We start from the raw sequence: 13,665 nt of genomic DNA, 5'->3' as shown, positions 1-13,665 counted from the left end.
GTTCCCGCCTGCGCCGCAGGACCGGGGCTTTCGCACGGCCTTCAGGGGGCCGGCTGCATGAAGCGGTCGAGCCAGCCCAGGATCCGGTCGGGATCGCGCGCGAAATAGGTGTAGCCGTCCCATCGCCGGGTGGTGCCCTCGATCCAGAACAGGGACTTCTCGGCCGCCGGCATGGCGTCGAAGATCGCCTGCACATCGTCGGGTCGCGTGAGGACGTCATCGCGCACCTGGGTGATGAAGGATGGCAGGGTGACGCTCGCCGCCGCGCCGATGGGCGACATGGCGTCGAGCCCAAACCCGGTCGCGTGCAGGATTCCCTCATCGATGTCCGCGATGCGCTCCGCCGGAACATCATTGAGCGCCAGGATGCCTTCCATGATGCGCCGGACGGACAGGGGCTGCACGCCCACCATGCAGCGCACACCGGCGAACGCTTCGGGCCTGCGGGCCATGGCGAAGAGGGTCGCGTTGCAGCCCAGACAGCGACTGAACAGGGCGGGCGTCATCTCCGACAGCCCCGGTTGGGACCTGACCCAGTCCAGGGAGCCGATGACATCCCGGGACTCGAAGAGACCGCCCGTGGTCATGCCGCCATTGGCGGCGCCGCTGCGGCCCAGATTGCGAAGGTCGTAGGTGAGCACATTGTAGCCGGCGTCATGCAGGATCCGGTAGTCGAGGTTGAAATCCACCTCGAAGTCGTTTCCCGCCTTGCCGAAGAGCCCCTTCCACGGCTGGAGGTGCGAGGGAAAGCCGTAGCGGCTGAAGTATCGCGGGTGGTTGCAGATGATGAGACGGTCCGACCCCGCCTTCGGAATGAACCAGGCCTCGAGCGGCACCCCGTCCTCGGACGGGAAGGTCACATCCTCATAGGCGAGGCCCTGACTGGCCGGCGTCTTCAGCACGGGGGACCGCGGCTGCTGTCGATAGCCGGCGATCACGCCGTCGATGAGCGCCTGCCCACGGTCGGCGGCGACAGGCGGCGTCTGGTGGGATGTGCTCACGGGATTCCTTTCGCTGGAACCCCACTGTGAATCGCATCTCACACCCCTAAAAGATGGGAGTTTATAGGGGTATGGACGCTACCCAGGTGGCCGGGAAGACAGCCGCCTGCCGCCGGAGCCTCCTCACAGGAGACCTTCCTCGACGGCTTGATGGACAGTGCGGACGACCGGTCTGAAACCCAGGCTTCGTGCGCGAGCGCCGTCAATGTGCAGGCGCCAGGGCTCGGCCAGCGGTTCCGAAGACGGCTCCATCGTTCCTCCGGCCAGGGACACCAGCTCGTATATGGAGGTGGGCGCGTCGTCAGTGATGTTGACGATGCGCCCGTCCATGGCGCCGGTGAGCGCCAGGGTCATGGCCGTGGCGATATCCCGGTGATGCACCATGCTCATTCGCTGGGCCGGGTGCATTTTGAAGCTCCCGACGAGGCGGGGCAGATCCTCCAGGTGGCCGTCCTGGTCGCCGTAGACGAACCCGAAGCGCTGGATTGACCAGGTGAGGCCGCTCTCTCGCAGCAGTTTTTCGGCCGCGAGCTTGCTGGCCGGATAGGCCTGCTGCGGATCGACCTCGTCGTCCTCGCGACCCGGGCGCGGCCCAGCCCCGCCGTAGATATTCGACGTGCTCGCCAGGATGAAGCGCGCAGACGGCGCGCGCGCCTTCGTCGCCTCGATGAGGTTTCGCGTCCCCTCGAGATTGCTTCTCCAGATCAGGTCGGTGTCGGCGGTGCGGAAAACGGCGGCCAGGTGGATGATCGCAGAGACGCCCTCCACCGCCTGTATCAGGGAATCCGGGTCCATGAGGTCGGCTTCCACCGCCCTGGCCCCGGCCGGCGCCGCACTCCCGCTGCGGATGAGCGCGCGACAGTCCACCCCGGCCTCCATGAGGCGCGGAAGCAGGCGGGCTCCGACAAGGCCGGTCGCTCCGGTCACCAGTACGGTCATGGCTGTGTTCCTTTTCTGAGAAGTTGTTCGAGCCGCTCCGTGGCGGTCCGGAGGACCCGGACGGCGGTCGCCGCCTCTGCCGGATCGATGTCGTCGAACGCCACGGAGCGAATGAAGGCCAGATCGGGCAGGTCGTCCCAAAGCCTGGCGCCGGCGGCCGTGAGGCGCAGACGCTTCTGTCGCTGGTCGAGCGGGTCGGGCTCCTGCTCGACCAGGCCCTTTCGGACCAGCGCCGCGACGATGCCGCTCAGCGTGGCGCGCTCGATCTGGAGCAGGCGCACCAGGTCGCGCTGCATCGTCGGGCCCGACTGCACGAGCTGGTGGAGCACGTACCACTGCACGGAGCCGAGGTCATAAGGACGAAGCGCCGAGTCCATGACGGCCCGGCCGGCGAAGTAACATCGCTTCGCCCAGGCCCCCACCAGCGCCTGGCTGTCACGGTCGTCACTCAAGGGCGTGCTCCAAGGTTGTTAGCTCCCTAACAACTATGTATGGCGCCTAACATCTGTCAAGGCCCTCATACCCGCGCCAGTCGGTGGAAAAGCGGAACGGCGATCGAAGCCGACGTCCCAGCCCCAATGGCGACCTCCGTCACGACAACCGGGTGCGAGGCCGGCGCCGCTCCTGCCAGAAAACGCTCTTATGTCGGTCCGCCCAAACTCTGGAGGTCCGGGCAAGTTTTTCGAACGTCCCGGCATCTCAATGGGGCGCTGCTCGCGATAGCCTTCAGTCATCGGTCGGACCAGGCTCCTCCCCATTGCCCCCGGCCCGACCGAACGGGATCGCCGTCCACCCCCTGGACCCGCGGTGATGCCGGGCCGCCGGGGCGCCTTCCAACCCGGGCTCGCCTCGGCGGCCATTTTTCACCCGGGCGCAGGGCCGACGGTCCGGCCCTCTACAAGTCTGACGCCGTGGCCGCAGAGGACCTCGATGTCCCGTTCGTGGTGGGACACCAGGATCATCGGGATTCGAAGCTCATCCCTCAGCTGGATCAGATGCGCGAGCACCGTCTCGCGGCGCTCGCCGTCCAGACCCGTGAACGGTTCGTCCAGCAGCAGCAGCCGGGGACGCGCCGCCAGCGCCCGGGCGATAGCCACCCGCCGCACTTCGCCGCCGGACAGGGTGTGCGGGCGCCGGGCGCCGAAGCCGGTCATGTCCACCAGCGCCAGGGCCGCGTCCACCGGCAGCGGATCGGCCGCATAGCGCGCGCCGAAGGCCACATTCCCGGCCACGGACAGGTGTGGGAACAGGCGGCTGTCCTGGAACACCAGCCCGATCCGCCGGCGATGGGCCGGCGGGTTCAGACCCTGGTCGGTATCCACCAGGACGCGTCCTTGAATCAGCACCCGGGCATGTTCGACCGGCGCCAGCCCGGCGATGGCCTGCAACAGCGTGGACTTCCCCGCGCCCGAGGGGCCGGTCACCCCGACCGCCGAAGCCTCGCTGGCGAACGCGGCCTCAAGACCGAACCCGGCCCGGCGCGCCCGTATGCGGACCTCGATGCTCATGATGCGCCGACACGGGTCCTGAGCCGCCGGTTCAGGGCCTCGGCGACCACCAGGGCCAGCACCGACACCCCCACGGACACCACAGCCAGCCGCAGCGCCAGGGTCTCGCCGTCGGCCTGCTGCAGCACCCCGTAGATGGCCACCGGCAGGGTCCGGGTCTCGCCGGGGATGGCCCCGGCGAAGGTCACGGTGGCCCCGAACTCTCCGAAGCTGCGCGCGAAGCCCAGCACCAGCCCCGCCAGTAGCCCCGGCAGGGCCAGGGGAAGGATGACCCGCATCGCCACATGGGACGGCGGCGCGCCGAGACTGGCCGCAGCGGACTCAAGGTCGGGGTCCACCGCCTCCAGGGCCAGACGAAGGGGCCGCACCATCAGCGGCAGGGCCATCACCCCGGCCGCCAGGGCCGCGCCGGTCCATTCAAACGCCAGGCGCACCCCGAAGGTCTCCAGCAGCCAGCCGCCCACCGGGCCCCGGACGCCGAAGATCATCAGCAGGAACAGGCCCGTCACCACGGGCGGCAGGACCAGGGGCAGGTTGACGGCGGCCTCCACCAGCCACTTCCCGGCGAAGCTGCGACGCGCCAGCAGCCAGGCCAGGCCGAGCGCCACCGGCGCCGCGCCGATCAGGGCGACCAGAGCCACCCGAAGGGACAGCAGCAGGGCTTCGAGCTCGGCCGATGACAGGGGCTCAAACACCGGACCCTGCCCCCGACCGGTCAAGGGGGGCGAACCCGTGGCGGCTGAACACCGCTGCCGCCTCGGTCGAACGCAGGAAGGCGGCGAAGGCTTCCGCGACGGGCCCGGCTGCGAGGGTCAGGGCCGCGGGACAGACGATGCGGGGCTGCTCGCCCGGCGGCGGCTCCAGAACCACACGCACCGAGGACGCGCCCACCGTGTCGCTGCGGTAGACCACGCCCAGCTCGGCCTCGCCTCGCGCCACAAAGCTGCGTACGGCGCGCACGTCCGCCGCAGGGAGGATGCGGTCCTGAAGATCGTCCCAGCGACCGATCCGGGTCAGCCAGTCCCGGGCATAGGCCCCGGCGGGCACGCTGTCCGGATCCCCCATGGCCAGCCGGCCCGCGCCGCGCAGCAGGGCCCCGATGGGGTCCCCGGAAGACGCCGAGTCGGCCCCGCCCACCACCACGAGGCGATTGCACACGAGATCGAACCGGCTCGCCGGCCGCACCGCGCCCGCGTCCCCCAGGCGGTCCATCCATGCCGGGTCCGCCAGCGCCACGAAATCCGCCGGCGCCCCGGCCAGGACCTGACGGGCCACGGCGCCGCTGCCGCTGAAGGACAGGACGGTCTCCCCGCCCCCGCCGCGCCGCCACTGATCCGCCAGGGCGCCCAGGGCGTCCGTGAGGGAGGCGGCGGCGAACACCCGCACGGCGTCCGCGTCCGCCGGCGGCGCGCAGGCCGAGAGCGCCAGGGCCCCGCCTGCAGCCATGAACCGGCGGCGGTTAGGGAGCCCGGACGCGCTCATTTCGGCCCGCCCCATCGCTCAAGATCGCCGGGATGATCAATGTCGAACACGGCGCCGTCGTCGCTCACCGGGATGTGGGCCACCGCTTCGCCCAGGGCGCAGAGCAGATCCCGCGCGCCGCGATCTCCCGTGAGGACCATCAGGCCCGTGAAGACCCCACGGCCGAAGGCGATGGGATGGGCCGGTCCCGCAGCATGGGCCGGACGCGCCGCCGGGGCTCCGGCCTCGACCCGGTCCAGCAGGGCGTCCGCCAGGGCGGCGGACGCCTCGGGCATGTCGCCCAGGAACACCACACAGGCCGAGGCGTCGTCGGGCAAGGCCCGCACCCCCGCCCGCAGGGACGCCGAGAGACCTGCACGCCAGTCCGCCGCCGTCACCGTCGCCAGCCGGGGGTCGTCGAGTCCGACCATCGCCCCCCGCACCTCCCGGGCGTCCGCCCCCAGCACCACGGTCACCCTCTCGGTTCGGGTCCCGAGGGCCGCCCTGACCGCGCCCTGCAGCAGGGGCGCCCCGCGCCAGGGCGCCAGCAGCTTCCGACCGCCGAACCGGCGTCCCGCGCCGGCCGCCAGGACGATGGCATGGCGGCTCACGAGAGGGCCTCGATGATCTCGGCGATCACCGCCACCGCCACCGCCTGTGGCGACCGGGCCCCGATCTTCAAGCCGATGGGCGCGCGGAGTCTGGCCAGGGCCGCGGGCGAGACCCCTGCCGCGTCCAGCCGGTCCAGGCGCTCGGGCAACCGGCGGCGCGATCCCAGCACCCCCACATATCCGGCGCCGGACGCCAGCGCCTCGAGCGCAGCCTCGTGATCCAGATCCGCGTCGTGGGTGGCGATGGCCACGGCCGTCCAGGGATCGGGCGTCAGGCGTCTCAGCGCTTCAGCGGGCGCCCCGCGCAGATAGGCCGCCGGCAGCGGCGGCGGCGTCTCGGGTCCCTTGGGCCGGATCAGGGTCACCGCCCAGCCCTGGGCCAGACCCTGCTGCGCCATGGCCAGGGCGAAGGCGTCCGCGCCGATCACCACCAGGCGCTGTCGCGGCCCATAGGCGCGCACACGATCAGGCCGGAGCACGTCGCCGGCGGCCAGGCTGCGCGCGCGACCGTCCGAGAGCAGGGTCACCCAGCGCCGGCCGCGGTCGGCCTCCCGCAGGCCCTTCAGGACCGGATCATCCGGAGCGTAACGCTCCACCATGACGTCCAGCCGCCCGCCGCACGGCAGGCGGGTGTCCACGAAGGGGCTGCCGCGCCCATAGATCAGATGAACGGGATCGCCGTGGGTCAACACCTGGCGGGCGTGAAGCGCCACGTCCGCCTCGATGCATCCGCCGGACAGGAAGCCCGCCATTTCGTCCCGTGTGATGACCATCTGGGCGCCCACGCCCCGGGGGCCGCCCCCCTCCGCCGCCACGATGGTGGCCAGGGCGAAGGCCTCCCCGCGATCCGCGCAGGCGAACATGCGCGGGCGCATGTCATCCTCCAGCCCGGCCGGATACCAGTCGCTCGAGACGTCTGTCTGCGCGTGGGTGAGCGCCTCCGGGGTCATGCGGGTCTCAGCACCTGAACCACGGCGCCCGGCGAGGCCGGATCGGCGCCGGCCGGACGACGCACCAGCCCGTCGGCCTCGGCCATGACGGTGACCAGCGAAGAGTCCTGGTTCGAAAACGGCAGGACGCGCAGGGTTCCATCCGGCTGGGACAGGAGCCGGGCCCGCATGTAGTGCTCGCGCGGCCCGTTCGCCGGCAGGCGCGTGTTCAGAATGGCGGTCTCCAGAACTGTAGACGGGATTCCGCCCTGCAGCCGGACCAGCAGGGGCGCCAGAAAGAGCTCGGCGCAGACCAGGGCCGAGGCGGGGTTGCCCGGCAGGCCCAGCACCAGCCGGCCGTCAGGCAGCCGCGCGCACCAGACCGGCTTGCCGGGCCGCACGGCGCACCCCTCCACCGTCAGCTCCGCGCCCAGGCTGCGCAGCGCAGGCTTCATCCGGTCATGGTCGCCCACCGAAGCCCCGCCGATGGTCACCACCAGATCCACATCGAGCCCTTCAAATCGGTCCCGGATGGCCCCGTCATCGTCTTGGACCGGCCGCAGCGTCCGCGCAGCTCCCCCCCAGCGCCGCACGAAGGCCGTCAGGGCCGGGCCTGCGGAATCATGAATCTGATGCGCCTCGATCGGCGCGCCCGGCACCGCCAATTCGTCGCCGCCGGGCAGGATCGCCACCCTGGGCCTGCGGGCGCAGCTCACGGCGGCCGCGCCGGCCGAGGCGGCCAGAGCGATGCGCCAGGGATTGAGGCGCACCCCCGCCGCCAGCAGCCTGTCCCCGGCCCTGAAATCCACCCCCCGCGGACGGCGATGGGCCGGATCCGGGGCCTGGTCGCCCAACAGAATTCCCTCACCCTCACGGGTGACCACTTCCTGGATGAGGATGCTGTCCGCGCCTTCGGGCAGGGCGGCCCCGGTGAAGATGCGCACCGCCTCCCCCGGCCCGATGCGCAGCGCCCCGCGCCCGCCCGCCGCGCTCTCGCCCACAATCTTCAGCCGCGCCCCGGGCGCGACGTCGGCGCCGCGCACCGCATAGCCGTCCATGGCCGCAGCGTCGAAGGGCGGCTGGTCGCGCATCGCCGCTATGGGCTCCGCCAGCCAGCGACCGTCGACCTGGTCCAGAAACACAGACTCAGACTCCAGAATCCGGACCGCCTCCAGCATGCGCGTCCGCGCCGTCTCCACGTCCGGCAGGGTCATGGCCGCCGCCAGTCGCCCGAGGCGCCGCCGGACTTGGAGACCAGCCCCACGTCCTCAAGGGTCATGGCGCGATCAACCGCCTTGAGCATGTCGTACAGGGTCAGCAGGGCGACCGTCGCGGCGGTCATGGCCTCCATCTCCACCCCCGTGCGTCCCGTGGTGCGCACGGTGGCCGTGACCGCCAGACCCGCGCCGTCTTCGGAGGGCTCGACCACCACCCTGACCGAGGTCAGCATCAGCGGATGACACATGGGGATCAGGTCGCTGGTCCGCTTGGCCGCCATGACCCCGGCGATCTCGGCCACCGCCCGCACGTCGCCCTTGGCGCCGCCCCCGCCCATGGCCAGGGCCAGGGTCTCCGGCGCCATGACCAGACGCCCCTCCGCCACGGCCTCGCGCGCGGTCTCGGGTTTGGCGGCCACCTCCACCATGCGGGCGCGGCCGTCCCCGTCCATGTGGGTCAGGTTCGCCATCACCGCTCCATCAGGCGGGGCATCAGCTCCACCATGTTGCAGGGCCTGTGGCGACTGTCGAGCTGCCAGCGGATCACCTTGTCCCAGCCGTCGCGCACCGCCCCGTTGGACCCGGGCAGGCAGAAGACGAAGACGCCGCCGATAAGCCCGGCGGTGGCGCGGGACTGCAGGGTGGACAGGCCGATGCTCTGGTGGCTGACCTGGTGGAAGATCACCGAGAAGCCCTCGATGCGCTTGTCGAACAGGGGCTCCAGGGCCTCCGGGGTGACGTCGCGCCCGGTCAGTCCGGTGCCGCCCGTGGTGATCACCGCGTCAACCTCGCCCGCCTCGATCCAGGCCAGGACCCGGTCGCGAATGAGCTCCACCGCGTCCGGCACGATCGCGCGCGCCGCCACCGCGTGCCCGGCCGCCGCGATGCGGTCGACCAGAATGGCGCCGGAGGTGTCGCTCTCGGCGTCCCGGGTGTCGGATACGGTCAGGACGCCGATCCGCACGGGGACAAGCGGGGCGTCGATCAGTCTCCCGCCCGCGGGCGGGAGATCTGAAGGGTCTGCAGTCGTCATCGCGTCTCCTCGGCCCAGCGGGCCAGATCCGTCAGATCCTCTTCCCGGGGCTCAACCCAGCGCCCGCCGTCCGGCCCGTCCTCCCGCTTCCAGAAGGGCGCCCGGGTCTTGAACTGGTCCATGAGGTAGTCGCAGGCCTCAAAGGCCGGCCGCCGGTGACGGGCGGCCACGGCCACGAAGATGATGGGCGCGCCCACCGCGATCTCGCCCCAGCGATGGACGGCCGCTACCTTCTGGATGTCGAAGCGGCGTCGCGCCTCGGCCTCGATCTCCGTCATCACCGCCTCGGTGAAACGCGGATGGGCCTGCAGGGTCAGCCCCGTCACCGGCCGGTCCGGTTCCCCCGCCCGGGTCAGGCCGGTGAAACTGACCACCGCCCCGGTCTGGTCCAGCCCGCTGGAGAAGGCCGCCAGCAGGCCGGCCGGGTCAAGTAGATCGCGGGTGATGCGGATCATCTCAGCCTCCGCTCACCGGCGAGCCGAAGGCCACCTGGTCGGCCGGCGCCAGGGGCCGGTCGTCACGGCGCTGGCTGGCCGGTAAAAGGGCGTCGTTGAGGATCACCAGGGTGCTGGCGTGAGCCAGCCGCTCGGCCAGACGGGTGTCGTCGCCCGCCACGGCGCCCCTGAGCGCGCCCAGGGTGTCGGCGGCGATGTCCCGCTCGCTCCAGCCCGCCAGATCGCCCAGGGCGCCGAACAGCATGACCTTCGCCATCTCAGCCCCCCGTCATGGACATGGGCCGCATGACCGTCGACCCGTCGCCGTTGCGTGCGACGCGGAAGTCGTGGCCCTTCGGCTTGCGGCCGATGGCCTCGCGGATACCGTCGATCAGCGGCGCGTCGTCATGGGGATGGTCGCGCAGCAGGGGCCTCAGGTCCGCGCGGTCCTCCTGCCCAAGGCAGAGGAACAGCTCGCCCTTGCAGGTCACCCGCACCCGGTTGCACGCCTCGCAGAACCCGTGGCTCAGGGGGGTGATGAAGCCCAGGGTCCCGCCGGTTTCCTCCACCCGCACATAGCGCGCCGGGCCGCCCGTGCGCTTCATCAGGGGCTTCAGGATCCAGCGGCGGCCCATGGCTTCGCGCACCTGCTCCAGAGACAGGAACTGGTCGGTGCGGTCGGCCTCGATCTCGCCGAGGGGCATGGTCTCGATCAGGGTGATCTCCATGCCCAGCCCGTGGGCCCAGGCCACCATGTCCTGCAGCTCATGGGCGTTGTCGGATTTCAGCGCCACGGTATTGATCTTGACCGCCAGGCCCGCCGCGCGGGCCGCCGCCAGTCCGTCAAACACCCGCGCCAGGTCGCCGCCGCGCGTGATGCGCCGGTAGGCGTCCGGATCCAGGGTGTCCAGCGAGACATTGACCCGGCGCACCCCCAGCCAGGCCAGGGCCTCCGCATGGGCGGCCAGCTGGGTCCCGTTGGTGGTCAGGGTCAGATCCTGCAGCGATCCGTCCGCCAGATGCCGCGACAGCTCGCACACCAGGTCCATGAAGCCCTTGCGCACCAGCGGCTCTCCGCCCGTCAGGCGCAGACGGCGCGTGCCCAGGCCGATGAAAGCCCGGCTGAGCCGCGCCAGCTCCTCGATGGAGAGCACCTCCGACTTCGGAAGGAAGGTCTGGCGCTCGGCCATGCAATAGACGCATCGCAGGTCGCAGCGGTCGGTCACCGACAGCCGCAGGTAATCGATCCGGCGACCGAACGGGTCCACCAGGGCCGGCGTGGCGGTGCGCAGATGTTCGGCGCGAAAGAGCGTCGTCATGCCCATAAGGAGCCTCGTTCGGGCGGGGAACCGGGGGTCAGGGACAGGCGCGTCATGCCGCCTGCGCGGCGGATGCGGCCGCCGGCGGAAGCACCGTACGGGTGCGCCTTACGCCGACGGTCTCGGTCAGGGTCAGCGGCAGGGACCGCAACCGCCGGCCCGTGGCCGCATGGATCGCGTTGGCGATGGCCCCGGCGACAGGGACGATTCCGGGTTCGCCGGCCCCGCCGGGCAGCAGGGTGCTGGGTACGATCTCGACGATCACCTCCGGCGCATTGTGCAGGCGCTGCATGGGGTAGTCGTCGAAATTGGTCTGCATCACCGTCCCGCGCTCGAAGGTGATGTTGCTGTTGAGGGTCGTGGTCACCCCGAACAGGATCCCGCCCTCCATCTGGGCGATGACCGCGTCGGGGTTCACGACCGTTCCCACGTCGATCGCGCAGAAGACGCGGTCCACCGTCACCTCGCCGTCCGGCGACACCGTGACCTCGGCCACCTCGGCGATGACGCTCTCGTAGCAGGCCTCGATGGCGATCCCCCGGCCGCGGCCGGGCCCCATGGGCGCGCCCCATCCGGCCATGTCGGCCACCCGGTCCAGCACGGCCAGATGGCGCGGACTGTCCCGCAGCAGCCTGCGCCGGTAGGCCAGCGGATCCTCGCCTGCCGCCAGGGCGCACTCGTCGATGAAGGACTCCGAGAAGAAGGTGTTGAAGGAGTAGCCGTTGGACCGCCAGAAGCCGACGGGCACATGGCTCGGCACGTGCCGGCTGCTGATGCGGCGGTTGGGCAGGGCGTAGTGGTGCTTGTCCAGTCCCTCGATGGAATACCGGTCCCGGTGAGGACTGGCGCCGTCGCCGATCGGCAGGATCCGGCTTGAGGTGGACTGGGCCAGCGACGGCGTCGCCACCAGGGCGTCATAGGCGGACGGCAGGCCGTCCGCTCCCAGCACGGCGCGCAGACGCCCGCCGGCCATGGCGCGGAACACCCCCCGGCCGATGTCCTCCTCCCGCGACCACATCACCTTGACGGGGCGGTTGCGATGGCGCGCCGCCAGATAGCCCGCCTCGACCATCACATCCGGCTCGCTGCGCCGGCCGAACGCCCCGCCGTTCATGGTCACATGGGGCGTGATGGACCGGACGCTGAAGTCGGCCAGGCTCACGCCCCGGCCAAGGGACACACGCATGGAGAAGGGAGACTGCGACGAGCACCAGGCCTCCGCCGTGCCGTCATCGCGGACGATGGCGGTCGCGGTCATGGGCTCCATGCAGGCATGGGCCAGAAAGGGCGTGAAATAGTCTGCCTCCACGCGGCGCCCGCCGTCTGACGCCAGGGCGGCCTCCACATCCCCGTCATGCAGGTGCTCGCGCGCATCGCCCGCGTCCAGGGCGGCGCGCAGGTCCCGGTCCATGGTCGTGCTCGAGACCCCGTCCGCCTCCGCGGCGGCCCAGGTCACGTCCAGCAGCTGCGCCGCGGTCTCCGCCCGCCACCAGGAATCGGCCACGACCGCCACGCTCGCGTCGCCGATCACGGCCACGTCCACCACGCCGGGCTGGCGCCGGACGACGGCCTCATTGTTGATCCGGGCGACGGCGCCGCCGAACACCGGCGCGTGACGGATGCTGGCGTGAAGCATGTCCGGCAGGACCACATCGACGCCGAACACCGGCTCGCCGCGCACCTTGGCGGGCAGATCCACCCGGGGCTGGGACCGGCCGATCAGGGTCCACTGGGAGGGCGTCTTCAGGACGATCTCGCGCGGCGGGCGTACCGTGGCGGCCGCCCGGGCCAGCTCCGCATAGGGCACGCTGCGCCCCGATCGGGCGTGATGGACCATGCCGTCCGCCGTGGTCAGCTGCCCTGGCGGAACGTCCAGGCGCGCGGCTGCGGCGGTCACCAGCATGTGCCGCGCGGCGGCCCCCGCCTGCCGCATGGGCGTCCACATGCCCATGGTGGACTGGGATCCCCCGGTGCCAACCAGGGGGAACAGGCCCATGGCGCGTCGCGCGGCCCAGAAACCCGGCCCGCTCGCCTCCTCGAAGCGCACCTGAAGCGGCGCAAGGGTGGTGTAGACCGCCAGCTGTTCCGTGGGGTGCTCGACCGTAATGCGGTCGAAGGGCAGGTCCGCCTCCTCGGCCACAAGCATGGCGAGGCCCGTGTGGATGCCCTGCCCCATCTCCGTGCGCGGCGCGTAGATCACCGTGCGCCCGTCCTCGTGAATGACGAGGAAGGCGTTGAGCACGGCGCGTTCGCCGTCCACATAGCCGTCCAGCCCGTCCACATCGACGCTGGCCAGCAGGCCCACGCCGCCGACGGCGGTCACCAGGGCCCCGCCGCCGATCACGGAGCCGGCGATGAGGAAGTTGCGGCGGGAAAGAATACGGCGGGTCATGCGGCGGCTCCTGCGCTCCGGCGCGCCGCGGCGGCGCGATGGATGGCCTTGCGGATTCGGGAATAGGTCCCGCATCGGCAGATGTTGGTGATGGCCTCGTCGATATCCGCGTCGCTGGGTTGCGGATTGGTCGCCAGCAGCTCCGTCACGGCGATCAGGAACCCGGGGTGGCAGTAGCCGCACTGGGGAGCCTGCTCGTCGATCCAGGCCTGCTGGATGATGGAGAGGGTCCCGTCCGCATCCGCCAGGCCCTCCACGGTCACCACGGACCGCCCGGCGGCCTCGCCCAGGGGGACGATACACGACGGGGTCGAAACCCCGTCGATCAGGACCCGGCAGGCGCCGCACTGGGCCACGCCGCACCCGTATTTGGGGCCCAGTACGCCGAGATCCTCGCGCAGCGCCCAAAGAAGCGGTTTGTCGTCGGGAGCGGCGACCTCTACGCGTGTTCCATTGACGGTGAGAGCGACCATGCCGGCCTCCGCTATCATTGACGGGATCAGGAGCCGCCGATGCAACGACGGCTCCCGGCCCGCTGCAGGCTTACGCACGCCGCCACACAGCTGACCGGGTCACCATGCGACGGAGTGCGGTCGCTCCGCGTGCCCTATGCTGCGCAATACTTGCCCAATGCTCCAAAATGGCGGCCGCCGGGCAGGAGGCCCGGTGGAGCCTGTCCGGTCACCCAGGGCACAACCTCCGACGCGCGGAGTACGATCAGGCAAGTTTTGCGGAACTTCGGGGATGGACCGACAGGGGCCGGCCATCCTTTGCTGCATCAGGACAGGGGCCCGGCGTTCGGCCCCGGTCTTTCCGCCACG

Annotated in this window: 16 protein-coding genes; all 16 read right to left on the bottom strand. The window is 71.2% G+C overall.

All coding sequences use genetic code 11. From position 1 onward, the window contains the following. Positions 1 to 41 precede the first annotated feature (41 nt). The 16 genes from ACI8U3_RS12610 to ACI8U3_RS12535 all read right to left on the bottom strand — a co-directional run bounded on the left by ACI8U3_RS12610 (position 42) and on the right by ACI8U3_RS12535 (position 13,317). Positions 42 to 1,001, bottom strand: a complete 960-nt coding sequence (locus ACI8U3_RS12610) for an alpha/beta hydrolase family protein (RefSeq protein WP_415015227.1) — start codon at positions 999 to 1,001, stop codon at positions 42 to 44. 123 nt (positions 1,002 to 1,124) lie between these two features. Beyond that, complete coding sequence (locus ACI8U3_RS12605) at positions 1,125 to 1,940, bottom strand: NAD-dependent epimerase/dehydratase family protein (protein WP_415015226.1); 816 nt, start codon at positions 1,938 to 1,940, stop codon at positions 1,125 to 1,127. Then, positions 1,937 to 2,392, bottom strand: a complete 456-nt coding sequence (locus ACI8U3_RS12600) for a MarR family winged helix-turn-helix transcriptional regulator (protein ID WP_415015225.1) — start codon at positions 2,390 to 2,392, stop codon at positions 1,937 to 1,939. Before ACI8U3_RS12600 ends, ACI8U3_RS12605 begins: the two co-directional genes overlap by 4 nt. 411 nt (positions 2,393 to 2,803) lie before the next feature. Beyond that, a complete protein-coding gene (locus tag ACI8U3_RS12595) occupies positions 2,804 to 3,448 on the bottom strand; it encodes an ATP-binding cassette domain-containing protein (protein WP_415015224.1) in 645 nt (214 codons plus the stop codon). Next, on the bottom strand, positions 3,445 to 4,143 hold the full coding sequence (modB, locus tag ACI8U3_RS12590) for a molybdate ABC transporter permease subunit (protein ID WP_415015223.1): 699 nt from the start codon (positions 4,141 to 4,143) through the stop codon (positions 3,445 to 3,447). Before modB ends, ACI8U3_RS12595 begins: the two co-directional genes overlap by 4 nt. Then, positions 4,136 to 4,894: a molybdate ABC transporter substrate-binding protein gene (gene modA, locus ACI8U3_RS12585; protein ID WP_415015222.1), complete on the bottom strand. Its 759-nt coding sequence runs from the start codon at positions 4,892 to 4,894 to the stop codon at positions 4,136 to 4,138. Before modA ends, modB begins: the two co-directional genes overlap by 8 nt. Before the next feature lie 32 nt (positions 4,895 to 4,926). Continuing rightward, positions 4,927 to 5,520, bottom strand: a complete 594-nt coding sequence (locus ACI8U3_RS12580) for a nucleotidyltransferase family protein (RefSeq protein ID WP_415015221.1) — start codon at positions 5,518 to 5,520, stop codon at positions 4,927 to 4,929. Continuing rightward, positions 5,517 to 6,470, bottom strand: a complete 954-nt coding sequence (locus tag ACI8U3_RS12575; RefSeq protein ID WP_415015220.1) for an XdhC family protein — start codon at positions 6,468 to 6,470, stop codon at positions 5,517 to 5,519. The genes ACI8U3_RS12580 and ACI8U3_RS12575 overlap by 4 nt, the downstream gene beginning before the upstream one ends. After that, the gene (glp, locus tag ACI8U3_RS12570) at positions 6,467 to 7,663 is read right to left on the bottom strand and encodes a gephyrin-like molybdotransferase Glp (protein ID WP_415015219.1); all 1,197 of its coding nucleotides are present in this window, start codon (positions 7,661 to 7,663) and stop codon (positions 6,467 to 6,469) included. The genes ACI8U3_RS12575 and glp overlap by 4 nt, the downstream gene beginning before the upstream one ends. After that, complete coding sequence (gene moaC / locus ACI8U3_RS12565; RefSeq protein WP_415015218.1) at positions 7,660 to 8,136, bottom strand: cyclic pyranopterin monophosphate synthase MoaC; 477 nt, start codon at positions 8,134 to 8,136, stop codon at positions 7,660 to 7,662. Before moaC ends, glp begins: the two co-directional genes overlap by 4 nt. After that, the gene (moaB, locus tag ACI8U3_RS12560; protein ID WP_415015217.1) at positions 8,136 to 8,699 is read right to left on the bottom strand and encodes a molybdenum cofactor biosynthesis protein B; all 564 of its coding nucleotides are present in this window, start codon (positions 8,697 to 8,699) and stop codon (positions 8,136 to 8,138) included. The genes moaC and moaB overlap by 1 nt, the downstream gene beginning before the upstream one ends. Continuing rightward, the gene (locus ACI8U3_RS12555; protein WP_415015216.1) at positions 8,696 to 9,154 is read right to left on the bottom strand and encodes a molybdenum cofactor biosynthesis protein MoaE; all 459 of its coding nucleotides are present in this window, start codon (positions 9,152 to 9,154) and stop codon (positions 8,696 to 8,698) included. Before ACI8U3_RS12555 ends, moaB begins: the two co-directional genes overlap by 4 nt. A gap of 1 nt (position 9,155) precedes the next feature. Then, positions 9,156 to 9,410: a MoaD/ThiS family protein gene (locus ACI8U3_RS12550; protein WP_415015215.1), complete on the bottom strand. Its 255-nt coding sequence runs from the start codon at positions 9,408 to 9,410 to the stop codon at positions 9,156 to 9,158. Between the two features lies 1 nt (position 9,411). Next, entirely contained in the window at positions 9,412 to 10,452 is a 1,041-nt protein-coding gene (gene moaA, locus ACI8U3_RS12545; protein ID WP_415015214.1) for a GTP 3',8-cyclase MoaA, read from the bottom strand. A gap of 52 nt (positions 10,453 to 10,504) precedes the next feature. After that, the gene (locus tag ACI8U3_RS12540; RefSeq protein WP_415015213.1) at positions 10,505 to 12,844 is read right to left on the bottom strand and encodes a molybdopterin cofactor-binding domain-containing protein; all 2,340 of its coding nucleotides are present in this window, start codon (positions 12,842 to 12,844) and stop codon (positions 10,505 to 10,507) included. Beyond that, positions 12,841 to 13,317, bottom strand: a complete 477-nt coding sequence (locus ACI8U3_RS12535; RefSeq protein WP_415015212.1) for a (2Fe-2S)-binding protein — start codon at positions 13,315 to 13,317, stop codon at positions 12,841 to 12,843. Before ACI8U3_RS12535 ends, ACI8U3_RS12540 begins: the two co-directional genes overlap by 4 nt. Positions 13,318 to 13,665: the final 348 nt, after the last annotated feature.

It is taken from the genome of Brevundimonas sp., from assembly GCF_047617075.1.
Taxonomy (GTDB): Bacteria; Pseudomonadota; Alphaproteobacteria; order Caulobacterales; family Caulobacteraceae; genus Brevundimonas.
This window is presented reverse-complemented; position numbering and strand designations above follow the sequence as displayed.